Genomic DNA, 25,812 nt, shown 5'->3' on the forward strand with positions numbered 1-25,812 from the left:
CGCAGACTTCCGACCGGCCTCAGCGCCGCCGCGGACTCCGCGACGGTTTTGCGCCGTGCGACGCCATGGTGTGCAGCGCATCCGCCAGACTCGCCACGAATTGGTCGTTGTCGGCACCGCCACGCACGAGAGCATGGAATGTCGTTGTACCGGAAAGCATTTCGAACAGCAGATCGGAATTCACGCCCGCCGGTATCCGGCCGGAGTCCACCGCGCCGTCGAGGAGTTCGGCGAACGCCTTGCGAATCGGAGCGCCGATGGCGAGCAATCGGCGGCGCGCCTCCTCGGTCTGACAATCGGCCAGCAGTCCGGGCACGCCCGCCCGGGCGGCGGGACTCTCCGCGCGCGCCAGGAAGATCCGCACCCAGGTGGCCAGGTCGGCGCGCAGATCGCCGGTCGGCTCGGGCAGCGAATGGGCTCCCGGACCGTGAATGGCCTCCTCGAGCAGCGCCTGACGCGTGGGCCAGCGCCGATAGATCGCCGGGGTGTTCACTCCGGCGCGCTTGGCGATCGCCACCACGGTCGTCTGTGGATACCCGACCTCGGCGAGCAGATGACGGGCCGCGATGAGCACCGCGAGGTCCTTGTCCGCGTCACGCGGCCGCCCGGGGCGCGCCTGCTTATCCGAAGTCACCATTACATAGTAACCTGTTACGTTATTTTCCGGCGGCGCGGGCGGCACCGGCCGGTAGACCGGATCACCCCAGGTCAGACCCCTCAGGAAGGCGCCCCGCAGGTGGGCAGAACATGACGACATCCCCGGCTCTCCGCGACCGGCGAGCAGCCGCCACAGCTCGACGACGCTGGATCCCGGGCGCGGCTCTCAGCTCGCTCGCCCTGCTCCTACTGGTGCTCGGTGCCGCGGGCCGCCCGCTGGTCATCGGCGAGAACCCCGCCCCCACACCGGTTCTCGATGCCACCGAGATCGGTTTCACGCAGGACATGCTCGCGCACCATCAGCAGGCGCTGATCCTGGTGCAGCGCCTGAGTCCCGACGCCGATCCGACCGTGCGCAGGCTCGCGCAGCAGATCGCCGACAGCCAGCGCACCGAGATCGGCATGCTGATGGGCTGGCTGCGGCTGGCCGCCACCGCCCCCACCAACCCGCACCCGATGGCGTGGATGCACGATCCGAGCGACTCCACGATGACCGGGCACGAGCATCAGGCCGCGACCACCGCCGTGAGTCCGGCGACCACCATGCCCGGAATGGCCGGCCTGGCCGAACTCGACGCCCTGTCTGCCGCGTCGGGCCGCGACGCGGAAACGCTCTTCCTGCAACTGATGCAGCGCCACCATTACGGCGGAGTAGCGATGGCCCGGGCCGCGGACGCACTGCTCACCGGCGGCCCGGTCAAGACCGCGGCACGGGACATGGTCGGCACGCAGGGCCAGGAGATCGGTGTCATCGGCCTCCTGCTGACCCAGCGTGGTGGGCTGGGATAAGCCCGGCTCCACCGCTTCCGTGCCCCGCGACAGCGCGACTGTGCAGAACCACAACGCATTTCACCGACAGTCGAGTCCGAGACCTGTCCGCCGCGTCATGACGGAATCGATGGTGCTGCCGCGCAACCCGTGACGTCCTCGATCGCGGTGCGCGCCGCGGCAATATCGGCGACCCCGGCGAACTCCAGGGATTCGTGGTGGAAGTCGCGCAGTCGCGCGGCGGTTCGGCCGGCGGGACGCGAGCCCGCCAGCGGGAGAGCCGCTTCGGCGAGTTCGGCCGCCCGGTTCGGTTCGCCCAGCATCAGGTGCAGGCGAGCGAACGAGGTCAGCGTGATGGCGGGGTCGATGACGGTGGCGGGCACGGAGGCTCGATCCATGCCGAAGGCCGCGCCGACCAGTTGGGGGCGGTTCGCGGCCAGGTGCCGGTAGCTCGGGCCCAGCAGTTCCGATTGCCTGCCACGGCCCGGCCAGGTCCGCCGGGGACCCAGCAGGAAACTCAGGTTCAAGGCGGTCAGGCTCCGGTCGACTGCGGTATCGGCGAGCGCGGTCGCGGCCGCTTCGAGATGGCATTCCGTGGCGTATGCGGTCTCCCGTTCGAAGGCCGTGGTGTGCCCCAGCATCCCGTACGCGCACGCTTGCAGATGCGCCAGCGCCGCCCGCAGGCGCGGGGTCGCCGACCGCCGGGCGATGTACTGCGCCAGCTGCGCGACCTCCAACCCGTCCTCGGGCCGGCCCTGATCGAGGTACTGCCAGGTCAGTCCGGACAGCGCAGCGGCGGCCAGGCAGGAATCACCGGCCGAGTGCGCCAACCGGGCCGCGGCGAGATAGAACCGGCGGGCGGTGTCGGTCTCCTCGATGTCCCAGCACATCGAACCGGCGACATCGGCTAGTTCGGCTCCGACCCGCAGGGCTTGTTCGGCACGTCCGGGTCCGGGTGAGAGCCGTTGCAGCCGAGGCAGATTCGCCTCCAGCCAGTCGATCACCGCACGGCGCGGCGGCGTCGCCTCGGACCACTGCAGCCCGCGCGCCCATCTGGCCAGTCGTTCCGCCGTCGCCACCTCCGCGAGCGTGAACCCCGCTTCGCCGCCGACGACCGCCGTGCTCGGCAGCAACAGCGAGGACAGCTCCATCGACACTTCGCTCTCGTACGGCGCGGCGACCGGCACCTGTGCGTACAGGGGACTGAGCGCCACGCCCAGCGCCGACTCGTAGGCGGTCACGTGCTCGGGCCGCACGACCCTGGCCCCGGTCTCCAGCTGTCCGAGATACGGTTTCGAATAGTTCGTCCGCGCGGCCAGGCCCTGCAGACTCAGCCCGGCGGCCAGCCGTGCCGTGCGCAGCGCACGCCCGATCTCCGTCATGCGCCCGCCTCTCCACGCGCCGGCTCTCGGGCCGGATCGAACATTTCGTCACCATACGTCGCACGGCGGGCACCGTCTGCAACTGTCTGCAAGACGATACGGACGGATCCGGATCGGATTCGACGACCATAACGTCTGCGAACGTGAAGAACAGCAGTCGAAACTCCACACGGCAGCGCGGCCGTGTCCATACCGTCGCAGCGGCGATCGCGCTCTCCTGCGCTGCGATCTCGGCCGTGGCACCCGTCCACGCGGCGCCCGTCTACCAACCTGGGGGCGCGGTCGAAGCGATGTACTTCGCGGCGGGTCCACATCCGGTGACCACGCGCGCGGGCGCCGACTGCTGCAGCTCCACCGGCGAGGCCTACGACATCTGGTACCCGGCCGATCTCGGCGCGAGCCGTACCCGCCACCCGATCATCACCTGGGGTGACGGGACCCTGGCGCACCCCCGCGAATACGACTATCTGCTCCGGCACCTGGCGTCGTGGGGGTTCGTGGTGATCGCCCCCGACCTGACCAACACCGGCACGGGCGCGCAGATGCTCGACGCGGTGCACTACTTGACTCAGCAGAACGGTGATTCCGCGAGCGAGTTCTACGGAAAACTCGATACCGACGCGATCGGGGCGATGGGCCACTCCCAGGGCGGACTCGGTGCGCTCGCCGCGTCCGCGAAGTCGAACGGCTCGATCAAGACGGCGGTCACGCTGGAGATGCCGTCGCAGACCGTCTGTGCGAGCCTGCCGCCGCTGATCCCGGGCTACAACGTCTGCGACATTCCCACCGGGCTGATCTCGGGTTCGGTCCTGCTCGTCAGCGGCACCGAGGACCCGGTCTCCACCACCGGCACCGGCATGCGCGGCGTCTACGACAGCTTGCCCGCATCGATACCCAAGGCCCGAGCTGCACTGGTCAACGCCAGCCACAACGACATTCAGGGTCAGCCCGGATGCGTGAACTACGGGTGCAACGACGGTGTCGAGGGCTACCTCGGGTACCTGACCGCCTGGCTCCTGGGTGAACTGCGCGGCGATTCGACGGCGCGCGGCGTATTCGTCTCGGGCACAGGCGAATTCCTGCACAACACGAACTGGGCCGATCAGGCCGGCAACATCACCGAACGATAGGGACTTTTTCTGTGGACGACCGCATAGAGGAACTGCTGGCGAAGCTCGACCTGCCCGGAAAGATACGGCTCGTCTCCGGAGCGGGACTGTTCCGGCTGGCCGGTGATCCCTCGCTCGGGCTCGCCGAGATGCCGGTGTCGGACGGCCCCTCGGGCGTGCGCGGCGAGAGCATGGACGAACCCGATCCGTCGGTGAGCCTGCCGTCCGGCACCGCGGTGGCCGCGACGTGGGATCCGCAGTTGCTCACCGAGATCGGCGCGCTGCTCGCCGCCGAAGCACGCCGCAAGAACGTGTACGCGGTGCTGGGACCGACCATGAATCTGCACCGTTCCCCGCTCGGCGGACGACATTTCGAATGCTTCTCCGAGGATCCTCTGCTGACCGCGGAGATGGCCGCCGCTTACGTGCACTCGGTGCAGGACCACGGAGTCAGCGCGTGCCCGAAACACTTCGTGGCCAACGACTCCGAGACCGAACGCTTCAGCGTCGACGTGCGCGTCTCGGACCGGGCGCTGCGTGAGCTCTACCTGTACCCGTTCGAGCGGGCCGTCGAGGCCGGTGCCTGGATGATCATGGACTCCTACAACGGGGTGAACGGCGCCGCCATGTCCGACAACCCGCTCCTGGACGAACCCCTCAAGGGCACATGGGGATTCGACGGTGTGGTGGTATCGGACTGGGGCGGTGTCCGCTCCACCGAGGCGGCGAGCGGCGGCACCGATCTGTGCATGCCCGGCCCGCCGATGCTGTGGGGCGAGCCGTTGCTGGAGGCCGTCCGCTCCGGACAGATCCCCGAGGCCGCGATCGACGAGAAGGTGCGGCGCATCCTGCGATTCGCGACACGCGTCGGCGCGCTCGACGGTGCGCCGTGGCCCACCACGCATTACACCGACAACCAGGCCCGGAACCTGGTCCGCCGCTTCACGACGGAATCGATGGTGCTGGTGCGCAACGACGGAACGCTCCCGCTGCGCGCGGGCACGACGGTCGCGGTGCTCGGCCCGTCCGCCGCCGAACCGCGCATCATGGGCGGCGGCAGTGCCACGGTGACTCCCACACACGTCAGCACTCCCCTGGCCGGGCTGCGGGCAGTGCTGCCCGTGACGCATACACCGGGCTTGCGCCTCATCGAGGGACTGATCCCCGCCCCACCGGAGCTGATCACCAATCCGGAACTCGGAACGCCGGGAATGCGGGTGCGGTACTTCGACGGCAAGACCGAGATCGGCTCCCGGCACCGCAGCACTGCCCACTTGGTGCTGCTCGGTGACGAATTGGCTACGCGCGCCACACATATGGAACTGCGGGCGCGGCTGCGGGCCGATACGGCGGGTGATTGGCAGCTGGGGTTCGGCGGCATCGGCCAGGTGATCCTCGATATCGACGGAACCCCGGCGATCGACGAGGACGTCGTCGACGCGGCGGGCGATCCGGTCGCGGCGCTGCTGGAACCACCGCAGCTGTCGGTGACCAGAACCCTGACCGAGGGCCAGGAAGTCGATCTGCGCCTGACCATCGCGATCCCCGAGGCCATCCCGGGACTCGGAGTTCTCCTGGCAGTCCTGCTCGGCATCGATCGTCCGCAGAGCACCCAGGACGAGGAATTCGCGGCCGCGGTCGACTTGGCACGCCGGGCCGAGGTGGCGGTGGTCCTCGTGGGTACCAGCGAGAAGATCGAGAGCGAGGGCACCGATCGCACCTCGCTGCGCCTGCCCGACCGTCAGGACGAGTTGGTCGCCGCGGTCGCGGCGGTGAACCCGAGAACCGTCGTTGTGGTCAATTCCGGTGCGCCGGTAGAAATGCCGTGGCGCGAGGACGTCGCGGCGGTGCTGTTGAGCTGGTTCCCCGGTCAGGAGTTCGGCGATGCGCTGGCGAACGTGCTGACCGGCGTGGTCGAACCCGGCGGCCGATTGCCCACCACCTGGCCCGCGACCATTTCCGATGTGCCCGTTCTCGATACGACGCCGAAGGACGGCATCCTGGAGTACACCGAGGATATTCACATCGGTTATCGCGCCTGGCTGCGTGCGGGGACCGAACCCGCCTATCCCTTCGGGCACGGCCTCGGCTACACCACCTGGTCCTCGAACGATCTGCGGGTCTCCGGCCGTACGGTGAGTCTCACCGTCACCAATACCGGTGCGCGCGTTGGCAAGCAGGTCTACCAGGTCTACCTCTCGCGACCGGACAGCACCCTCGATCGGCCGGTGCGCTGGCTCGCCGGGTTCACCGCCGTCACGCTGGAACCCGGTATGACACGCACCATCGAGATCGAGATGCCACGACGGGCTTTCGAGCACTGGACCGGGCAGGGCTGGGCGATCGAACCGGGCGCGTTCACCGTCCACGTCGGGACCTCGGTCACCGACCTGCTCCACACGACACACATGTACTGATCGAGACCCAGCCGTTCGTTCCTATCCGGGACGAGCGGCCCACTCGGGCACAACGGGAATCGCGACCCAGCGCCCATCGTCCATACGCGCGAAGGAACTCCACCCCGGCATCGAGTTTGCGGTGGTGGAGTTCCTTCGGTCGTGTGCCGATCAGGGCAGCAGCTGCTCGAGTCGGGTGGTGCAGAAGCCGGTGATGTTCATCTCCGGCGGCAGCTGCACGCGATTCGCCATGCGCAGCAGGGGAACCGAGAGCAGGACCGCGGCGAGGATCTCGTTGTACCGGAGGTTGCGGACCGGCATTCCGGTGCGGTTCTCGTAGTGGGCGATGGTCTCCGCACGGGTCGGGGTGCCCGGCAGTGGCGGATGACCCTCGAATTCGCTGCTGGCCCAGTCCAGGAACAGCAGCCAGCCCAGATCCGCCTCATGGTCTCCGAGGTAGGCGATCTCCCAGTCCAGTACGCCGCTGACCCGGAAGTCGCTGTCGTACAGGATGTTCGACATGCGGGCGTCTCCCCAGCAGAGCGTGACGTGCTCGGGCTGATAGAGGTTGTCCCGCAGATAGGTGATGGCCCGGCGATAGATCTCGGGCTGCTCGCCCTCGGTGGCCCAGGTCAGCGCCTCGTCCAGATAGTTGACGATCTGCTCGACCGGGGCGGAACCATATTTCGGCATGCCCAGGAAGTCGAGTCCCAGTGCCCGCCAGTCCAATCGGTGAATGTCGGCGATGGTGTCGACGCACCCCCACCACATGCGCTCGCGCTGCTCCGGTGCGGCCTCGAAGTAGTTGCCCGCCGAGTGATACGAGGGATAGTCGCTGGGGGCCTCACCCGTGAGCCGGTTCATCACGAAATACGGGCTGCCGAGCTCCTCCCCCTCCCGATCCAGCCACAGCGGCTCGGCGACCGGGATGCCGGTGCCGGCCAGCCGGCGCATGACCAGCACCTGCCGCAGCAGGTCGTAATCGGGGAACAGCGACATCTCCGGCGGACGCCGAAAGACCATCGGCAGGCAACCGGATTCGTCCTCGACGTCGAAAAGGAACGTCTCGGTGGCGAATCCGCGATCGGTGCGCACGAAATCGCGGACCCGGGCGCTTTCGGTCACCGGAAAGTTCCGGCGCACCGCGCGTTCCAGGGCCGTTGCCAGCTGCTCGGCCGGCAGTCGAGAGGTGTTCACGCTCGGTACCCTTCGTACCCGTAACGCTCGTTGCGGCCCATGAAGACCATCTCGACCAGGCCGTAGCCGACCTTGCCCTCGGTCTCGACGCGGCAGAACGTCTCGCTCAGCATGCTGACCTGGGCCAGGTCTCGGGTGTCGGTGAGATCGGCGACGAAGCTGTCGCTCCAGTCCTCGCCCTTCCAGATGCCCGAGGCGTAGCCGCGATAGGTGTCGTATCCGGCCAGGCCCGGCCAGAAGTCGCCGACCGGGGTGATGGCGAACTCCCGCGTCTTGCCCGCGGCGTCCACGATGGTGAAGGCGCCGCCGCTGACGATGCGGAAATCGTCGCGGAAGGTCAGATCGTGCCCGGCGTCGCGGACCGGCTGCGCCGGCGCGTCGGAACCCAGCGGAGACAGGACGGTGCCCTCGAAGTGCCAGCGGTGGCCTTCGGGGGTCTCGCGCTGCGCGAAATGCACCAGCTCGTCATCGAATTGGAAGATGCCCATGTAGTAGAGGACGCCGTCGGGGATCTCGTTCGGCTGCAGGATGCCACCGCCCTCGTCGATCGCGCCGCCGCCACCGCCGTGCCGGGTGCCCCAGGAGTGATCGCGTCCGAACCACCAGTTCTCCGGGTCGATCTCGATGCGCTCGCCCTCGAACTTCAGCCGGCCCGAGACCCGCCCGTTCTGGTAGTACCGGCGCGCGTCCTCACGCACCCTGCCGCGGGTGCGGAAGAACGCGGGCTCCTGCTCGTAAGCCGGGAACTGGGCGTCGAATTCGAGTTCGAGCTCGATGCCGTGCTCGTTGTCCGCGAGGGTCGCGCGCACCTTCCGCAGCGGATCCACGATCTCGTAGGTGAACGGCCCGACCCGCCAGGAGCTCAGACCGTCGTAGCGGGTGTCGATCTGGCGGGACATGCGGATCGTGTGCGCCTTGTCGCCGATGGTGATCATGGCGTAGGCGTCGATGAGGTTGCGGTTGGGGTAGCGCGCCATTCCGGTCATGACGCTCACCCGGCGGGTCTTGTCGAAGCCGTACATGACCACACGCTCGGTCCAGCGCAGATCGCTCTGCTGGACGTGATCGAACGTGGTGGGCAGCTGATGACAGAGCAGTTCGTCCTGGGGCGTCAACATCGGCGAGAACCTCTTCCTGTGGCCGGAACCACACATTAGAATACGAGGTGCAGCGTATTTGAAACCACGCCGGACGTCCTCTCAATCGCGGAATCGACAAGGGTGATCAGCCGGCAAGGACCGGTTCGGGCGATACCGGCCGATCCGAACCGACGCGGCGGCCGCGCAGGTCTCCGGCGACCACGGTGAGCAATCCGAGCGTGGCCATGCCCGCGCCCACCCAGGCCGTGGACGGGTAGCCGAGCCCGGCGGCGACAGCCAGCCCGGCCAGCCACGGTGCGATCGTGTTTCCCACATTGAACGCCGAGGTCACCAGGGCGCCGCCGAGCGTTCGCACCTCTCCCAGGTGTGCGTATACCCGGACGTTGATCGCCGGATTGGTGGCCAGTCCGAACATCCCCATCAGGAACACCAGCACGATCACCGGGATCGGATGGCTCGCCAGCACCGCGATGCCGATCGAGCAGAGCAGGACCCCGGCCGCCCCGAGGTACAGGGTCGGGAACGGGCGGGCGTCGGCGACCCGGCCGCCGAGGGTGATTCCGATCAGCGAGCCGACGCCGAAGAGCGCCAGCACCACCGGAACCCAGCTCTCCCCCAGGCCGGTATCGGTGGTCAGCATGGCGCCGAGGTAGCTGAACGAGGCCATCATCGAACTGAAGATCAGTGCGCTGGTGCCGTAGACGATCCACAGTCCGGGATCGGCGAGGCTGCGCAGCTCGTCGGCGAATTCGGTGACAGCCCTGCGAGTTTCGTTGCCCGAGCTGTCCGACGCGGGGCGCAGGCTCCAGGCCACTCCGATGGCGGCGAGGGCGGCCAGCACGGCCACGGTCCAGAATGCGGCGCGCCAGCCGAGATGCTGACCGATCACGGTGCCGAGCGGGACGCCGAGCACCGTCGCCACCGTGATCCCGCCGATCACGATCGACAACGCGCGCCCGGCCCGGTGCGCGCCGACCAGGTCGACGGCGGTCACCGCGGCGACGCCGAAGAAGCCGGCGCACGCGATCGCTCCGATCACTCGCGTGGCGAACAGCAGCGGGTATCCGGTGGCCACCGCACCCACCACATGGGCGGCGATGAAGACGGCCAGAAACGTCAGCAGGGCACGGCGTTTGGGCCAGCGCAGCGTCGCCATGGCCAGCAGGGGCGCGCCGATCACCATGCCGATCGCATAGGCGGAGATCAGCAGTCCCGCATCCGGGACGGAGACACCCAGATCGTGCGCCATCGCGGGCAACAGCCCGGACAGCATGAACTCCGATGTGCCCTGCGCGAATATCGCGAGTCCCAGCACGTAGATGGCCACCGGCATGGCGGTACCCTCCTCATCAGTTTTAGATCGATCAGTCCATAATTTACGCACGACGACGCACGCGTCGGAATCGAGTCGGTTCGGCTCAGAACGCGCCGAGAGCGGTGGTCGCGATGGCCTCCAGGGTCACCCGGTCGGCGCCGCCCCGCGCGGCCACCTGCATACCGCTGATGGTGGCTATCACGAAGTGCGCCAATCCGAGCGAATCACATTCGGCGGCAATCTCTTTCCGGCGACGACCGGCCTCGAACGCCGACCGCAGGGTTTCCACTCGCACATCCAGATCACGCCGCAGCGAGCGCGCGACCCGCGGGTCGTGCGGGGCGAGTTCCACCATCGAGTTCACCACCAGACAGCCGGGCGGTTCCTCGATCTCCTGATCGATCACCCGCCACAGCAGCGCCCGCATCTTGTCCCGCACCGGAGCGTCACCGTCCATGAGCTCCAGCACCGGCGCGTTCTTCTGATCCATGTAGCGGCGCAGCGCCTTCTCGAACAGCGCGTTCTTGGATTTGAAGGTGTTGTAGATACTGCTGCGCCCCAACCCGGTCGCCGCGCACAGGTCCGCGGTCGAGGTGGCTTCGTAGCCGGACGCCCAGAACGTCCGCATCGCCGCCTCGACCGCCCGGTCCTCATCGAAGTTCCTCGGTCGCGCCACGGAAAGCACCGTAGCATTTTTGGACTGATCGTTTCAATACTGTGTCTGCCGCGGGCGCGCGCCGACCCGATTCGTGGTGCTCGACGCCTGGTCGCGCGACGCGGTTCAGTCGGCGGACGCCCGTGCGGCGTCGAACGGCGCCCGGTCGAAGATGAAGCGGCTCCGGGCGATTCGGCCGTCGAGGATCGTGAGCAGTTCCGCGCCGGGAGCGTCGGCGACCGGCAGGGACGACGTGTCGTACATGACGAGGGCGGTGTGCTCGTCCCCGAACGCCGCCAGCATCGTTGCGCTGGTGAGGATCCGGCTGAACGGTTCCAGGAAGGCGCGGTAGGCGGCGGCGCCCTCGATCCGCCCCGCGGGTGCGTCACAGACGATGTCATCGGCCACATAGGTCATGGCCTTGTCCATGTCCTTGCCTGTCCAGGCGCGGAAGTAGGCCAGGGCCACGCGGACGGCGGTGCTGTCGTTGCTGATCATCTCGGTCTCGATTCGGTCGGTGCGGAAGGGTCACTGATATAGACACCGACACCCGCACGAACGGACCGAAAAGCCGGTCCCGGATGCCACGATGGCACCATGACCGAGGCATTGGCGGCGGCCCGGGCGGGCGACGAGCGGGCGTTCGGTGAGCTCGTCGACCCGTATCGCCGTGAGCTGCAACTGCACTGCTATCGCCTGCTCGGCTCGGTGCACGACGCCGAGGACGTGCTGCAGGAGACGCTGGTCGCCGCGTGGCGCGGGCTGGCCGACTTCGAGCAGCGATCCTCGGTCCGCACCTGGCTGTACCGAATCGCCACCAACCGGTGCCTCAACGCTCAGCGCGACGCGCGACGCCGACCGGTGCGGCCGCTCCCGTTCGACGTGCCCGACCCCATGCGAGTGGGCGTGGTGAATTGGCTGGAGCCGTACCCGGACTCGCTACTCGACCCGGAGCAGCTGTATCAATCGAGGGAGTCGGTGGAACTGGCGTTCATCACGGCCCTGCAGCAGTTGCCGCCGCGCCAGACCGCGGTGCTGGTGCTGCGCGACGTGCTGGGCTTCGCCGGTATCGAGGTCGCCGACATGCTCGGCACCAGCACGACCGCGGTGAAGGCCGCCCTGCAGCGCGCCCGCGACACCCTCGAGGCCGGGCGTGCCCGGACCGCTCCCCCGGATCCCGGCTCCGATATCGAGCGGGAACTGACTCGGCGTTTCGCCGGCGCCTATGCCGCCCGTGACGTGGACGCCGTCGTCGCACTCCTGACCGACGATGCGTGGCTCACCATGCCGCCGTGGCCACACGAGTACCAGGGGCACACCGCGATCGCCGCGTTCCTGCGCTGCGTCCCGGCCTTTCGCGATCGGAATCCGATGCGACTCAGGACAACTCGCGCCAATGGCGGACCGGCGATCGCCGTTTACGCGCAGTACGCGGGCGAATCGGAGTTCCGCGCCACCGGGCTCCTGGCGCTCACCGCGGAAGGCGACCGAATCGGGGCACTCACCCATTTTCCACCGTCCGAGTGCTTCCCGCGGCTCGAGCTGCCGCTGGTGGTTTCCGGCGGGTGAGCGCGCGCCGCGCCTCCGCATACCGTGCCAAATTCGGACACGAGCGCAATTGACATACGTCTGATGTTTGAGCGTACCGACCGTTTGGTCGATAGTTGGCAATGTAGTGGTTGATGCCAGCCCATTCGCACCCGTCGTGCAGGCGGGCGGCGACGCAGTCTGTCACTCATTCGTTCCACCCATGTACGAGTTGCAACGAAAGGGAGCACCGATGAAGCGTTCTCTGACGGTCCTCGCCGGCCTGGTTCTGATCCTGGGCGCCTCGGCGTGCTCGAACGACGACTCCAGCCCTGCCCCAACCACCACCACGAGTGCGAAAACCAGCGCAAGCGCCACAACGGCCCCGCACGGTCAGGCCACCACCACCGTTCCGCAACCCGGCCCGGCTCCGAGCACCACCGGCAAGCGCGGCGCCGACGGCTCCACCGGCAACAATCTCAGCGACGAGTACTGCGCCAAGAACCAGGACCCGGGCTGCCCACTGGGCTCCTACATCGGCCCGAACGCCATCCCGAACCCCAACGGCGACGGCACCTGGGTGCCGTGTGAGGGCAGCATCTGCACCAACCCCAACCACGGCGCCGGACCCGAGACCACGGCGCCGCCGGCCGAGACCACCACCACCCCGCCGCCGGACAACAACACCCCGATCGAAGGGGCCGCGTGTGAAGGTGACGGAACCTGGGTGCACCTCGACGCCGGTAACGCCTCGCACTACGGCACCGAATGGCTCTGCCGGCACTGATCTGGGCTCTGCCGGTACTGATCGAACAAGCACCACAACGCTTTTCAGCCCGTTGCCTTCCGATCTCCGTCGCAGAAGCAACGAGCGCCGAGCCCGCACGCACAGAGAGCATTCGGCCCCTGCCCGCCTCGCGGACAGGGGCCGAATGCGTTGCATACAGGGCGAACCGGCGCCGGTATTCGCTGATACCGGCTCTCCGCTCGGCTCCCGCATGGCGGATGCGCGCACCCCGCCCGGGACGCATCCGCCATGCGAGAACGACGCCGCGAAACTAGCTCACGGCGCGATCATCTCCGCAGATTTCCCGCCGAGAGATCACGCCGCTGCGCAGTCAGCGCGTCGGCTCCGCGGCACACCGGCAGTACTGCCTCACCGGTGTCCGCGGCGTGAAACCGAACGCGCGGGCCGGTCCAGCGGTAGCAGTGCGCCACCCCGGGACCGCCCGCACCGGTTCACGGCTGGGTGAGGAAATTGGCGATGAGAGTGCTTGCCATTTCCGGCATTCCGTTGTTCTGCCGTTCCGCGGCGGTCACCACGTCGTAGTGGCGGTAGCCGGGAATGATCTTGGCGTTGGCGGGCAGGATGCCGCCGTACCCCGCGTTCTGCAAGGGCGAGTCACCCGAGAGCAGGGTGAGGTTGCGCCCGGCCGAAGGCGTGCTCTGCCAGCGGTCACCGTGCAGCAGGAAGTTCAGGATGCCGCCGCTGCGGTTCTGCAACTGCTTCAGCTCACCGTCGCGGCCGAGGCCGAGCGCGAAGATGGTGTCGGTGACGATGCGCAGCGGGGTGTACTCCTCGAAGAAGTCGGTGGGCTGCCCACCGGGATTCATCGCACGGGCGAACTGGCGAATGTCGGTGACCTCGTGGTCCCGATCGGTCGGATTGCCCCGGACCGGATCGATACCGTCGATCGTGGAGGCAGGCATCTGGTCGTAGTTCTTCCAGCCACAGAGCTGGTTGTGATCGACCGGGGTGTAGTTCTGCCCGTAACCGACACGCAGCGGAATGATGAACAGTGTCGGTCCCAGGATCGGCACCGAGGCGAGCCCATTCGGAATCGGGTAGGTCTTGCCGACCGTCGCGCAGTCGTAGTAACCCAGCCCCGCCTGCAGCACGTACTCCGCCGAGTTCTGGTCGAACAGCATCCCCAGTGCCGAGGTGTTGGTGAGCCGGAAATCGCGCGGCAGATTCTGGCCGGTGAACAGGTCCAGATAATCCTTGCCGTAGAACGCGCGCATCCACGGTTCGGTGCGTAGATCCGCGGGCACCAGGCTCTTGAGATCGCTTTCGCCATCCGGGTTCTGGTCCGCGGCCATGCCCGCCAGCTGGTAGGCGTTCATGATCTCGCTCGCGGCGAGCACCGGCCACTGCGCGGCACCCAGACCGTTCTTCATCAGCCAGTCCACGCCGTTCTTCACCGCGCCGCCCACGGCCGAGAAGAACATGTCCAGCGGCGGCGCGCCGGAGAACCCGGCCGGATCGGTCATGGCGAATCCGTCTTCGGGGATGATGCCGCCGCCGCACAGGTTGAAGCCCGCGTCGTCGGTGGTGGCGGCGTTCCGGTCGAAGTCCCACGCCATCATCGGCCCGGTCAGGAAGGCCCCCAGCGAGTGCCCGCCACAGAAACTCTTGGTCCGGGCGCCGGGATCGGGTAGCAGATTCTCGATGACCACCCGCCAGTCGTCCATGGTCAGCGCCAGACCGTATTCGCCGAGATAGTTCAGATCCTGCGGCGTCTGATAGTGATAGGACTTTCCGTCGATCGCCTTGCCGCCGAAGTAGTAGTCCGCGGCGACGTGGTAGTCCCCCGCCTGCTGGGCGGCGTCCCATCCGGTGCGATCCTCGGCGCAGTTCGCCCGCCGATCCAGGGAGATGTACTCCACGAACTTACCGGTCGCGGCGGCCTTGCGAACCACCTGCGGCCCTTGCGGATTCAGATTCGCGGCCCCCGAGAAGGTGCCGGGTTGCACGGTCAGCACCGCGTCCGCGTCCGAGCTCTTCTCCGGTCCCTTCTTGGACCGGTAGCGCACGTACGAGATCCAGTCGCAGGCCTCGGGATGCGCCATGGTCGAGTACGGGCTCGGATAGTGCAGGCGCACATAGGTCGCCTCGACATCGTCGCCCAGGGCGGGTCACCGGTGATCGGGGTGACGGTCTCTCGATCGGCGTTGCCCGGCGCTGCCGGAGCCGCAGCCGATTGCGGGAGGGCCGCGCCGGCGATGACGAGGGTCGCCGTGACGGCCAGGGGAATGGTCATGGACAGCAGCGGTCTGATCCGCCTGGTGAGCCTCATTGCTCCCACTTTCGGAATTTGCGTGATGATGAATTCGATGGTCATGGCAGGGTTTTGACGAATTCGGCGAGGGTCTGCGCACTCGCGTCCGGCCGGCCGTTGTTCTGCACCCGCGCCGCGCCGATCGTGTCCACGTGGCTGTAGCCGGGCAGGGTGACGACCTGAGCGGTCGGCGGGGCCGGTACGGCCAGGGTGGCGCCCAGCTGCACGAAACCGTCTCCCGCATAAGCGATGTACAGCGGCTTGGTGTTGGCCATGTTGTGATACCGCAGATTGGTCATGTCACCACTGCGCGCACCGCCGTAGCCGGCGCCGATATCGATGAACAGGCGTGCGGGGAAGTAGGTCTCCCAGTACGCGTACGGGCCGCCGGTGCCCAGTTGCCGTGCCGCGTCACGGATGTCGGACATCTCGTGGTTCGGCGCGGTGTAGGGCACTCCCTGCACGTCGTCGTAGTTGCGCCAGGTGTAGAGGGCAGTGCGATCGGTGGGACGCACCCGCGTCTGCGAGCCGGCCACCGTGCGCAGGAATCCGCCCATCAGCGGCACCTGCGTGACCGAACCCGGTACGGGGAAACTCTTCTCGCTCACCGGTCCCCCGGCCAGCGCACCGACGCCCTGCTGGAACAGCGCGAAGTTGCCGGAGTTGTTGTCGATGAACTCACCCAGCAGCGCGGTGTTGGTGAATCGGTAGTCGCGCATGGTGCCCGACCCGTCCGCGCCATTGGTGGCGAACGAGGCCAGCGTCCCGGAGAACATGAAATCGAGGGAGGCGTCGATATCCAGATCGTGCGGAAGGTGCGCCAGCAGTTGACTTTCCGCGTCCGGCTCGAGGTGAGCCGCGAGGCCGGCCAGGCGGTAGATCATGAACGTGCGCGCACCGACCACCGGGATCGAGACCAGCGAACGCGGCACCACACCGACGTTCGCGACCGCCTTGACCACGTCGTTGATGGGCCCGACAATGGCGTTGGTGAGATCGTGCAGGAACGGGGTGTTCTGAATCGCCACCGGATCCGAGGAGATCATGGTGTCCTGCGCGGCGAACGCCGCGCACTGGTTGTACCCGGCGTCGCGGGTCGTGGCCGGGTTGCCGTCGAAGTCCCAGTCGCTGAAGAAGCCGGTGACCAGCCCGCCGAGCGAAATACCGGTGCACACGTACTTCTGCTGGCGCACAACCTGATCGGGGATCTCCGCGAGCATGATCTCGTACTCGTCGCGGATCACCCGCTCCATACCCATGAGATCCAGCACGGCCAGATCCTGCGATTCCTTGAAACCGCCGAACATCTGGCCGTCGATCGGCTTGCGGTTGAAGTAGTAGTCGACCGCGTCCAGGTAGTTGCCGGTGCGCAGGGCGTAGTCGAACCCGGTGTTCTCGTCCAGGCAGGCGCTGCGCCGCGCCAGGGCCCAGAATTCGACGTTCTGCCCCAGCGACCGAGCCGAGCTGACGGTGTTGGCCGCGACGCTGTCGTTGTTCACCGCGCCGCCGATGGCGCCGGGCTGCTGAATGATGACTTTGTCCGCGTCACTGGACTTCTCCGGTCCCCCGACCGGGCGATAGCGCAGATACCCCACCCGGTTGCACGCGGCCGGATGGGCCGGAGCGCCCGCGGGGAGCGGCAGTGCGAAGGTGACGTGGGAAATGACTACGCCGTCACGAGTTTCGAGCACCTGCTCCTGACGATCGGTCGCGACACCGACGGGAGCCGGTTCCTCGGCGCCGGCGGTACCCACCGGCAGCGCGATCGCGGTCGCGGCTGCGGCGACCGCGAGGGCCGCGAATCGGCGGAGATTTCCCGGAAGCTCGCGCTGCCCGCGCGAACCGTTAAGCCCAACCACGAGGTCGGCCCCTTTCATGACTTCGGATGACACGACGGCGGGCACGCGCAAGCGCTGACCACATCGTCGGGAACAGCACATCACCAGCGAACTACCTCCACCAGTGTCGGCACCGAGAAAAACTCGGCCGCCGATTGTGCACATGCACGGACTCTGCAGATGCCCCTCGCCCGTTGCCGATGCGGCGGCAGTCATACGACCGAGGACCCGCCGAGCTATTGCCGTGGAGGGCGAGTGGATGCACCCGATATTACAAATATCTCTACTATTCACATATGATTCTCATGTGAATAATGAGGCGATGCAGGATCGTAGCGGACACCTCCGCCGCAGTTCGAACCGCCCATGAAACAGGAGCAGCTCAATGCCTCAGCCCGAGTTCCGACGCCGGATCACCGCGCGCATACGCCGATTACCCGAGCCGATCCCGTCGGTGTGGGCATTGATCGACGGCCTGCACTACGCCGCCGACGCCGTCATCACCCTGATCGAGCGCATCCATCTGGGCGCGCACGAGCGGCCGGCACCCTCGGGTGTTCCGTACGCGACGACCACGGCGGAGACCGACACACCGGGACCGAGTGGACATTCACGCCGCGCACGTCGCGTCTACGAAGCCGCCCGTGCGGCCCACTGGTACATCTGATGCACGGCGGCGTTCGGTGGATTGTCCGATGTCGGCATCCTTCGGGCTACCACTTTGTGCCGGGCATACCACCGGTCCGCGACAGACCGTTTCCGAGCCCGCATGATCACAGAATCGGCTGACTCGCGGCAGATCTCTGCGCACGTGACCGTGCCTCGCTGGCGCGTGTGACCGCCCCGCGTGTGGAAAGCCCCACTCCCCCGGGGCTTCTCACCGAGGCGTGATCTGCAATCGAATCCTGCCGTCGGGCGATACCGAGTTCACCGCCTGCGAGATCAACGCCGACAGATCCAGGCCCTGCACGGAGTTCCCGCCGCGTTCGATCAGCGGCCCGATCACCGGGTACAGGCGCTGCGCATCCGGGCCGATGCGTCCGATGTAGGCATCGACCTTGTTCAGGAAGGGCAGCAGTCCGCTGCCCTCGCTGTACGCCTCGGGAACCGGGCGCGCGTTGAGCAGATCCTGCAGCGAATCGACCACCTGCTGCACCTTGATGCCGAACTGATCCAATTGCGGTCCGCCATCGGCCATGTCGGCGCCGGCCTGCGCGATATCGGGTCCGGGCACCTGCGCATCGGTCAGCAGCGCACGGATGCTCGGGATGCGGGCGATCAGCGTGGAGGCGAGCAGATCGGTGGCATGGGTCAACTCCGGAACGACCGCGTCGGTGCCTGCCATCGCCTGGGAGAACGTGGTCACCAGTCCGGCCAGGGCCTGCGGATCCAGTTGCCGCAGTAACTCGGTCACCGTGCGCGCGACCTCCGGGATCGAGCGTGGCGTGCGGATCGCCTGCGTGTGCACGAGTTGCCCGTCCGCGAGATAGGGGCCGCTGCCGGTCGGGGAACGGAAGTCCACGTACGGCTCACCCAGCGCGGAGAGTGTTTCGATGACGACCGTGCTGTCGGCGGGGATGCGCCGCCCTGAATCGATGTCGAAGCGCACCTGCACCCCGTCGGCGATATTGCGCACCGAGGTGATCCGCCCGACCTTCACCCCGGACAACAGGATCGGCGAATGCGGCACCAGATTCGCCGCGTCGGGGATGAGCATCACCGCCGAATCGCGCTGCTCGAACCAGTCCACGCGGGCGACGCCGAACAACAGGTACGCGACGCTGAGCACCGCGACCACACCGATCGAGAGAAGCGACAGCACCGAACCCAGGGCCGGGCGCCTCATCGCACCATGCCGATCATCCGCAATGCGGCCACGATGCCGTCTGTCTGCTCCTGGACCGAGAGCCGCTGTGCCGCAGCCGAACTCTCGACACGGACACCGAGGACGTTCACCGTCGGACGTTCGGCCCACGGAATCAGCTTGTCGCGCAAGAAATCCACCAGACGATTGAGATTCGAGGGCGCCGACAGATTCAGCGGACGGCCCGTGTTCAACAGCATCGGCACGAACGCGCGCGCGGTCGCGTCGCCCGCGGTGAGCAGCGGCGCGAGCCACGCCAGCGCGTGCGCGATACCGCCGAGCGCCCCGATGACACCGATGACGTGGATGAGAGTCTGGGCGATACCGGTGATGTCCACGACGCCCTGCGGCGTGAGGATCTCATCGAACTGCGCCTTGTTGTCCAGCAGCAGCCTCGCGTTCACGTCCAGTGAATCCAGAAACGCCCCAAGGTCTCCGGAGTGCGCGGCCACGTCGATGAGGTCGTTCTTCAGCACGTCCGCGAGGCGGCGTGTCTCGGCGGGGTCGGCGGGCAGCGCGGCATTGATCTGGTTGACCGTGTCCTGCACCGAGCGCAGCGCGCCGCCGGAGACGAACGTCGCCAGCCCCGAGAGCACATCCTCGATCTGCAACGCGGGTTCGGTCTGCGTGATCGGCAGCAGATCGCCGGGGGCGAGCATCGGCCCACCTATCGACGCGGGCAGCTCGAGTCCGATGTAGATGTCGCCGAGGATGGTGTCCTGGCGCAGTTGGGCTTTCGCGTCCGTCGCCACCGGGACGGACTTGCCGATCTCGACCTCGGCGATGACCGAGCCGCCCACATCGGGCGAGGGATCGACCACCGTGACCTTCGAGAGGGTGCCGACCTGTGCACCGTTGGCCATGACCCGCGCGTGCGAGGGCAGGTTCAACGCGTTCGCGAACTGGATCCGAATCACGTAGGTGTCCTCGTGCACGCCCGAACCGGGCAGCGTCAGACTCGACGGGTCCACCCCGCATCCGGTGGGCAGCAGCACCACCAGGGCGACCGCCGGGGCCAGCAGGACCCGGGACATCCATGCGCGCGTGCTCATCGGGCGCCTCCCGCCAGGCTCAGTACCAGGGTGGTCAGATCGGTGGAGGCCAACCCAGTGCCGGCATCGGCGCAGTGTCCGGGGATCAACGAATTGATCGCCCCGCACACCTGTTCGGCTCCCGGCTGATCCAGTGCGACCCGGGGAGCGCTGTAGGACATCATGATCGCTCCGGTCGCCGGATCGGTCACCGTGCGGAAGCCGTCGGCGACCACCGGGATCATGTCGATGATCTGCTGTAGCGAGCCCACGTGCGCGGCGGCCAGATCCAGGAACGGGACCGTCCGATCCAGCAGTCCCAGAATGGGTTCGCCGTACTTGCTGGTGACGTCGTTCAACCACGGCAGGAGCACCACGACCGAGTGCACGATCTGCACCACCTGGTCCCAGACGTTGTTGACCAACTGCAGGATCGGGGACAACCCGTCGAGCATCTGCCGCAGATCACCCCAGCCGTCGGCGACGCTCTTGGACAGCGCCGAGATGGTGTCGATCAGGGAACCGATATGCGCGATGGAACTGTCGGGACTGCGCAGCGCGGCCGCGAGCTGGGTGACGATCGAGTTCAGGGTCGGACCCGTTCCGACGGTGGCCCGGTCGAACTCCGAGACGGCGGCGCTGAGAGTGCCGTGACGAGCGGAGTCGGCGCCGCCGTCGAGCTCGTCTGCGAGCGTGGACATCGCGTCCAACGTCTGCGTGATGCTCTTGGGCGTAGCGGTTTTCGTGAGGCAGGTGCCGGGTTTCCAGTCGGGGCCGGTATTCCCGTTCACGGCCAGCCGGCGGTCCGCGACGATGGTGTCCGACAGCGTGGTGGCGGTGGGCTCGCCGCGCAGTGGATGCTTCGCGTCGATCCGGAAATCGACTCGTACAGCGGGGCCCTCGTTACTCAGGCCGGTGACCGAACCGACCTTGATACCGCGCAGGGTCACGTCGTTGCCGACGTACAGACCGATGGCATCGGGCAGGATCGCGCAGTATCCGATCCGCGCCGCGGTCGGTCGCAGCATCACGAAACCGGCCACCACAGCCAGCGCGCCGACGAGCACCACACCCAGTGCGGAGACGAATCCGCGGGAGGCGAACAGCGTGCGCAGCATCAGCATCCCCTCCCCGGCACCGGGACGCACAGCGCCGGCGCGGTGACCGTGACGCCGGATCGATCGACCGGGATGCCCTGCGGGGTGATGAGGGCACGCAGCCGGTCCCCGGCTTGCGCCAGTTGATCGGCGACCTCGCCCAGCCGCTGCCCGAGTTGCTGCAATTGCGGTTCGGCGGCCAGGATGCGGTCGGCCAGGGGCTCGAGCTGTTCGCTCCAGGCCGGCTCGATCGCTGCGATGCGCGAGAGCAATTCGGTCCCGACTCGCAGCGCTTCCTGCACATCGGCTCGGCGATCCAGGATCTGCGTCTCCATGAGTCCGATCTTGGTGAGCATGGCGCCGATGACCTTGCGCGAATCTCCCAGCATGCTCAGGTATTCGTCGGCGACATCGAGCGCACGGCTCACATCGCGGTTCTGCGTGTTCAACAGCCCGACCATCGTGTTCAGGGAGTCGGTCAGAGTACTGACCGAATTCGGACTCTCCCGCAGCGAAGCGGTCAGATCGCTCAGGTTGTGGCGCAATGTGTTCCCGTCCACCCCGGCCAGTGGCCGCTGCGAGTCCTGGATGGCTTGAATCAGGTTGTAGGGCAGGCGAACCCGATCGGCGGGAATTATCTTCGAGCCGAGCGGCGTGGTGCCGGCCGGGGTGAGCGCCACGTAGTAGCCACCGATCGGAGTGAGCATGCGGATATCCAGGCTGGTGTCCGCGCCGATCGAAATACTGTTCTTCACTGTGAATTCCATGCGCACGGCCTCGTCGGTCAATTCCAGCGAGGTGACCGAGCCGACGGAGACGCCCGCGATCCGCACGTCGTCCCCGACGGCCATCGTTCCCGCGTCCTGCGCGAGCGCGGTGTAGGTGCGCTTGCCCAGGGGCACCACGTAGATCACGACGCTGACCGCGAGTACCAGGACCACCACGACGAGTCCGACCACACCGAGCAGACGCTGGGTGCGCGGGTCGGTGTCGGTCCCGTACCGCAGATCACGCAGCAAGCGCCCCGCGCGCCTCAGCCCTTGCATACCGAAACCCGCTGTCCGGCAATGAGAACAGCCAAGGGGCCGGGCACGTCGGCAGTGCCTTTGCTACAGGCGAGGTCCACCCCGGACGCAGTGGCGGGCAGCAGCGCGGTCAGCGATTGCAGCAGGCCCGGCAGCCGGTTGAGCAGATCGACGGTGGTCTGCGGATCCGGGAACAGGTAGCGAAGATCCTGCTGCAGATCCGGATTGTCCGGCTGCGTGAAACCGAGCCGAGCCAGCAGGCTGTTGAGCGGTCCCAGCACCGACGGGGCCACGTTCACGAAATCCATGAGTCCTTCGAACTGTTTCTGCAGGTTCACGAACACATCGGAGATGCCTTTGATCAGAGTCGCGGCCTCGGGAGACTTCCCGCCCATCTGGCCGGCGACCTGCTCGAAATTGCGCAGCAGCAGCGAGATGACGGCCTGGCGATCCGAGACGTAGGCCGAGAGCTTCTCGATCGCGTCCAGGGTCGCGCCCACCGCGGAGCCGTCGCCTTCGATGACCGCGATCGCGTGGGACATGAACTGGTTCAGCGCATCCGGGGAGAATTTGGCCAGCACCGGTTCCATCCCGTTGAACAGGGCGGTGATGTCGAAGGAGGGAATCGTGTGGTCGGTCCCGATCGTGGCGTTCTCCGGCAACTGCTTTCCCGGATGCTCGGGCTGCTTGATGTCGACATACCGCTGGCCCGTCAGATTCTGATACCTGATGGCGAGGGTGCTGCTGTCGTACACCGAGCGGTCGCGCTGCACGGTGAACCGCACGCGCGCTCGGCCCTCGACCAGATCGATCGCGCTCACCTTGCCGACCGCCACACCGAACATGCGCACATCGTCATTGGCGCGCAGCCCGCTGGCGTCGGTGAACGTCGCCTCCAGTGTGATCGTGCGCCCGTCGATCGGCCGCTGGATGGCCACGACGATCCCCGCCAGCAACGCCGCGATGAGCGCGGTGAACAACACCAGCCGAACCACGACTGCGCGAACACTTGTGGTCTTCACCGCTCTCCTCCCGCCTGCGGCAGCGCGCTGCCCAGCAGCGGCACCGCCAGCCCCGGCATACCGCGCAGCACCACGTCGAGACCGACCTGCGGGCCATCGGGGGTGTCCTGGAAAGTGCGATCGAGCCGGTCCAGCAGTTCGGACAGATCCGCGTGCGAACGATCCGGATCGGGCACCGTGCGCACCAACTGGGTCAGCAGGACGGTGAGGCTGTCGGCGTAACCGCCCAGTTGACCGTTCGCGGTGCCCAGTACGCGGCTGATGAGCGGGAACAACTGATCCACCACCAGGGAGACGCCGACGTCGAAATGTGCACGATCATTGCGCAGCACGTCGATGTGATAGATGTTCGCGATCAGCTTCACGAAGCCGTCGCCGAACTTGGCGACACCGTTGAAGAACGAGGCGTACTGCTCGATCAGGAACGAGGTCGGATAGCGCTGGGCGTCGGCGATCGCGCGGCTCACCCCGACCATCGCCTGCACCAGCGGCGCGAAAGCGCGCATTTCCGTGCCGATCTGGTTCATCACCTCGGTCAGCTGCGGGGTCAGCACCGTCAAGGTGGTCGCCGACAGCGACCGCAGCAGCGTACCCATGGTGGCATCGTCGACCCGGTCGGCCGCGGTGAGGTCCACGATCGCGCCGTCGCGCAGCGGATTGCCGCCGTCACCGCGTCGCAGCACGACCTCACTGATCCCGAACAGGTTCGAGGGCGCGTATTCGACACGCAGGCTGTCGCTGAGACCGTACAGCTGGGTGCCGTCCAGCGACAGGGTGATCAACTGCGTTCCGCCCGTGGCACTTTCGACCTCTTTGATCCGCCCGACCTGTACTCCGTTCAAGCGCACACCGGCGCCGGAGACCACGCCGTCCCCGGTTCGGCTGGTGCGCAGCTGGATCTGCAACTCGCCGTCGCCGCGACGGGCGGAGACGGCGTTCCAGGTGAAGGCCATGGCGACGACGACCACGAGGGTCAGTACCCCGATCAGCAGCGCGGCGCGGCGTGTGGTGCGAACTCCGGACAATCCGTAGGCGGGCATCGCGCTCACCCCGAGAACGTGATCGACGAGTTGATACCCCACAGCACGACCGTCAGCAGCATGTCCAGGGTGATGATGGCGATGAAACTCGCCCGCACCGCGCGCCCGCTCGCGATCCCCACGCCCTCGGGTCCGCCGGTGGCGAAAAACCCTTGGTAGCAATGGATCAGGATGACCACGACACTGAACACCAGCATCTTGATCGTCGCGGCGACGATGTCGTGCAGGTTGACGAACTGATAGAAGTAATGGTCGTAGATCCCGCTCGATTGCCCGTGCACGACAAGCACCACCGCCGCGCACGAGAAGTAACTCAGCAGCAGGGTCACCAGGAAGGTCGGCACCACGGTGATCGCGCCGGCGAGCACGCGGGTGGTCACCACGAACGGAATCGAGCGCAGGCCCAGCGATTCGAGTGCGTCGATCTCCTCCGAGATGCGCATGGACCCGATCTCGGCGGTCATGCGGCAGCCGGCCTGCGCGGCGAAGCCGACCGCCGCGGCGATCGGGGCGAGCTCGCGGGTATTGGCGAACGCCGAGACCACACCCGTCATCGGCCCGAGCCCGACCAGGTTCAAGGCCATATAGCCCTGGATACCGACACCGCCGCCGATGGCGATGCCGAGGATCATCAGCACTGGCACCGTACCGCCGCCGACGATCAGCGAGCCACGGCCCCAGGTCATATCGGTGATCATTCGCATGGTCTGCGCGCGGTAGCGGTGCATGGTCACCGGAATCGAGACGAAGGCCTCCCACACGAAGGCGACCGCGAAACCGATCGCCTCGAAGGGTGCCCACGGTGCCGCGCGCTGCGTCATGCGGCGGGCCCAGCCGAGCCCGAAAGGAGCGTAGGGGGCGGCCATCACGCCACCTTCGTGGGATAGAACATCGACAACAGTTGCGTCATACCGACATTCACCACGGCGATCGCCACGACCGAGAGCACCACCGAGGCGTTCACCCCGTCGGCTACACCGCGTGGGCCGCCTCTGGCTTCCAGCCCACGCTGGCAGCCGATGATCACCACCAGGAAACCGAACACCACGGCCTTGCCGATCGAGATCGCGACATCGGTCAGCGTGGAGAACGCGCCGAAGGTGGCCCAGTAGCTGCCCGGCGTCACATCCTGCACGCCGGTGGCGACCGCGTAACCGGCGAGCACACCCACGAAGATGATCAGGATATTGAGCAGCGGCGCCACGAAGAGCATGGCGACCAGCCGTGGGATGACCAGCCGGTGCACCGGGCTGATGCCCATGGTGCGCAGGGCGTCGATCTCCTCACGAATGGTGCGCGCGCCCAGATCCGCCGCGATGGTGGCGGTGCCCGCACCGCCGAGCAACAGTCCGGTGGCCAGCGGCGCACCCTGCTGGATGACCCCGAGCCCACCGGCCGCACCGAGCAGCGAATCCGCGCCGAGCTGATGGATCAGGTTGCCCACCTGGACCGACACCACGACGCCGAAGGGAACCGCCATGAGCACGGCCGGGATGGCCGTCACCGTGATCAGATACCAGGCCTGCTGAATAGTCTCGCGCCACTGGAACTTTCCCGACACCAGATCCGTGATCGCGCCGCGCACGGCCTCGAACGCGAGCGCGACCAAGCGGCCGAGGGTCTCCACGCTCGACAAGACCGTGTCCGACACATTCCGGCGGAGCACGAGCGGAAGGGAATCGCGTTTCGCGGCAGCCTTTTTCACTGCCGGTGCATCGGGATCGGTCGAG

23 protein-coding genes are annotated in these 25,812 nt (G+C 67.2%); 6 read left to right on the forward strand and 17 right to left on the reverse strand.

Features of this window, described 5'->3' with window-relative positions:
* Positions 1 to 19 precede the first annotated feature (19 nt).
* Positions 20 to 634 (reverse strand): TetR/AcrR family transcriptional regulator, encoded by a 615-nt coding sequence (locus NJ1_RS09610; RefSeq protein WP_245717301.1) that lies wholly within the window; start codon positions 632 to 634, stop codon positions 20 to 22.
* A gap of 113 nt (positions 635 to 747) precedes the next feature.
* Between NJ1_RS09610 and NJ1_RS09615 the strand changes: the two genes are divergently transcribed.
* A complete protein-coding gene (locus tag NJ1_RS09615; RefSeq protein WP_067690542.1) occupies positions 748 to 1,446 on the forward strand; it encodes a DUF305 domain-containing protein in 699 nt (232 codons plus the stop codon).
* Positions 1,447 to 1,541: 95 nt separating this feature from the next.
* Here NJ1_RS09615 and NJ1_RS09620 read toward each other — a convergent pair whose 3' ends face one another.
* Positions 1,542 to 2,807: a helix-turn-helix domain-containing protein gene (locus tag NJ1_RS09620; protein WP_067690544.1), complete on the reverse strand. Its 1,266-nt coding sequence runs from the start codon at positions 2,805 to 2,807 to the stop codon at positions 1,542 to 1,544.
* A 236-nt stretch (positions 2,808 to 3,043) separates the two neighbouring features.
* Here NJ1_RS09620 and NJ1_RS09625 point away from each other — a divergent pair, with 236 nt between their 5' ends.
* Positions 3,044 to 3,937, forward strand: coding sequence for an alpha/beta hydrolase family protein (locus NJ1_RS09625; RefSeq protein WP_157573865.1), 894 nt, complete (start codon positions 3,044 to 3,046; stop codon positions 3,935 to 3,937).
* A gap of 11 nt (positions 3,938 to 3,948) precedes the next feature.
* Positions 3,949 to 6,333, forward strand: coding sequence for a glycoside hydrolase family 3 C-terminal domain-containing protein (locus NJ1_RS09630; protein WP_067690550.1), 2,385 nt, complete (start codon positions 3,949 to 3,951; stop codon positions 6,331 to 6,333).
* Between the two features lie 150 nt (positions 6,334 to 6,483).
* Here the strand turns inward: NJ1_RS09630 and NJ1_RS09635 are convergent, their stop codons facing one another.
* The 5 genes from NJ1_RS09635 to NJ1_RS09655 form a co-directional block, all read right to left on the reverse strand.
* Positions 6,484 to 7,509 carry a phosphotransferase family protein gene (locus NJ1_RS09635; protein ID WP_067690553.1) on the reverse strand — a complete coding sequence of 342 codons (1,026 nt, stop codon included), beginning with the start codon at positions 7,507 to 7,509 and terminating at the stop codon, positions 6,484 to 6,486.
* Positions 7,506 to 8,627, reverse strand: a complete 1,122-nt coding sequence (locus tag NJ1_RS09640; RefSeq protein WP_067690556.1) for an Rv3169 family protein — start codon at positions 8,625 to 8,627, stop codon at positions 7,506 to 7,508. Before NJ1_RS09640 ends, NJ1_RS09635 begins: the two co-directional genes overlap by 4 nt.
* A 106-nt stretch (positions 8,628 to 8,733) precedes the next feature.
* Complete coding sequence (locus NJ1_RS09645; protein WP_067690559.1) at positions 8,734 to 9,942, reverse strand: Cmx/CmrA family chloramphenicol efflux MFS transporter; 1,209 nt, start codon at positions 9,940 to 9,942, stop codon at positions 8,734 to 8,736.
* A gap of 85 nt (positions 9,943 to 10,027) precedes the next feature.
* The gene (locus NJ1_RS09650) at positions 10,028 to 10,600 is read right to left on the reverse strand and encodes a TetR/AcrR family transcriptional regulator (RefSeq protein WP_067690562.1); all 573 of its coding nucleotides are present in this window, start codon (positions 10,598 to 10,600) and stop codon (positions 10,028 to 10,030) included.
* A gap of 105 nt (positions 10,601 to 10,705) precedes the next feature.
* A complete protein-coding gene (locus NJ1_RS09655) occupies positions 10,706 to 11,077 on the reverse strand; it encodes a nuclear transport factor 2 family protein (RefSeq protein WP_067690565.1) in 372 nt (123 codons plus the stop codon).
* Between the two features lie 99 nt (positions 11,078 to 11,176).
* Here NJ1_RS09655 and NJ1_RS09660 point away from each other — a divergent pair, with 99 nt between their 5' ends.
* Both NJ1_RS09660 and NJ1_RS09665 read left to right on the forward strand, forming a co-directional pair.
* Positions 11,177 to 12,148, forward strand: coding sequence for an RNA polymerase subunit sigma-70 (locus tag NJ1_RS09660; RefSeq protein WP_067690569.1), 972 nt, complete (start codon positions 11,177 to 11,179; stop codon positions 12,146 to 12,148).
* Between the two features lie 211 nt (positions 12,149 to 12,359).
* Positions 12,360 to 12,893: a hypothetical protein gene (locus NJ1_RS09665; protein ID WP_067690914.1), complete on the forward strand. Its 534-nt coding sequence runs from the start codon at positions 12,360 to 12,362 to the stop codon at positions 12,891 to 12,893.
* Positions 12,894 to 13,345: 452 nt separating this feature from the next.
* On the opposite strand, the gene NJ1_RS09670 is transcribed toward NJ1_RS09665, so the two are convergent.
* Together NJ1_RS09670 and NJ1_RS09680 are read right to left on the reverse strand one after the other, a co-directional pair.
* Positions 13,346 to 14,989, reverse strand: coding sequence for a hypothetical protein (locus tag NJ1_RS09670; protein WP_067690572.1), 1,644 nt, complete (start codon positions 14,987 to 14,989; stop codon positions 13,346 to 13,348).
* Between the two features lie 235 nt (positions 14,990 to 15,224).
* On the reverse strand, positions 15,225 to 17,024 hold the full coding sequence (locus tag NJ1_RS09680; RefSeq protein WP_245717302.1) for a hypothetical protein: 1,800 nt from the start codon (positions 17,022 to 17,024) through the stop codon (positions 15,225 to 15,227).
* A 364-nt stretch (positions 17,025 to 17,388) separates the two neighbouring features.
* Between NJ1_RS09680 and NJ1_RS09685 the strand changes: the two genes are divergently transcribed.
* A complete protein-coding gene (locus tag NJ1_RS09685) occupies positions 17,389 to 17,670 on the forward strand; it encodes a hypothetical protein (RefSeq protein ID WP_067690582.1) in 282 nt (93 codons plus the stop codon).
* Positions 17,671 to 17,880: 210 nt separating this feature from the next.
* On the opposite strand, the gene NJ1_RS09690 is transcribed toward NJ1_RS09685, so the two are convergent.
* Genes NJ1_RS09690 through NJ1_RS09725 form a run of 8 tightly spaced genes read right to left on the reverse strand, consistent with a single transcriptional unit; the run spans position 17,881 to position 25,748 of the window.
* Positions 17,881 to 18,849: an MlaD family protein gene (locus NJ1_RS09690; RefSeq protein WP_067690585.1), complete on the reverse strand. Its 969-nt coding sequence runs from the start codon at positions 18,847 to 18,849 to the stop codon at positions 17,881 to 17,883.
* The gene (locus NJ1_RS09695) at positions 18,846 to 19,919 is read right to left on the reverse strand and encodes an MlaD family protein (protein WP_157573866.1); all 1,074 of its coding nucleotides are present in this window, start codon (positions 19,917 to 19,919) and stop codon (positions 18,846 to 18,848) included. The genes NJ1_RS09690 and NJ1_RS09695 overlap by 4 nt, the downstream gene beginning before the upstream one ends.
* Positions 19,916 to 21,016, reverse strand: coding sequence for an MlaD family protein (locus NJ1_RS09700; RefSeq protein WP_067690920.1), 1,101 nt, complete (start codon positions 21,014 to 21,016; stop codon positions 19,916 to 19,918). Before NJ1_RS09700 ends, NJ1_RS09695 begins: the two co-directional genes overlap by 4 nt.
* Entirely contained in the window at positions 21,016 to 22,041 is a 1,026-nt protein-coding gene (locus NJ1_RS09705) for an MlaD family protein (protein WP_067690588.1), read from the reverse strand. Before NJ1_RS09705 ends, NJ1_RS09700 begins: the two co-directional genes overlap by 1 nt.
* The gene (locus NJ1_RS09710; protein WP_067690591.1) at positions 22,029 to 23,042 is read right to left on the reverse strand and encodes an MlaD family protein; all 1,014 of its coding nucleotides are present in this window, start codon (positions 23,040 to 23,042) and stop codon (positions 22,029 to 22,031) included. Before NJ1_RS09710 ends, NJ1_RS09705 begins: the two co-directional genes overlap by 13 nt.
* Complete coding sequence (locus NJ1_RS09715) at positions 23,039 to 24,124, reverse strand: MlaD family protein (RefSeq protein WP_169813116.1); 1,086 nt, start codon at positions 24,122 to 24,124, stop codon at positions 23,039 to 23,041. Before NJ1_RS09715 ends, NJ1_RS09710 begins: the two co-directional genes overlap by 4 nt.
* Positions 24,088 to 24,951 (reverse strand): ABC transporter permease, encoded by an 864-nt coding sequence (locus NJ1_RS09720; protein WP_245717303.1) that lies wholly within the window; start codon positions 24,949 to 24,951, stop codon positions 24,088 to 24,090. The genes NJ1_RS09715 and NJ1_RS09720 overlap by 37 nt, the downstream gene beginning before the upstream one ends.
* Positions 24,948 to 25,748: an MlaE family ABC transporter permease gene (locus NJ1_RS09725; RefSeq protein WP_339380957.1), complete on the reverse strand. Its 801-nt coding sequence runs from the start codon at positions 25,746 to 25,748 to the stop codon at positions 24,948 to 24,950. Before NJ1_RS09725 ends, NJ1_RS09720 begins: the two co-directional genes overlap by 4 nt.
* Positions 25,749 to 25,812 lie beyond the last annotated feature (64 nt).

Origin of the sequence: Nocardia jejuensis NBRC 103114 (assembly GCF_001613145.1) — a bacterium.
GTDB lineage: Bacteria > Actinomycetota > Actinomycetes > Mycobacteriales > Mycobacteriaceae > Nocardia > Nocardia jejuensis.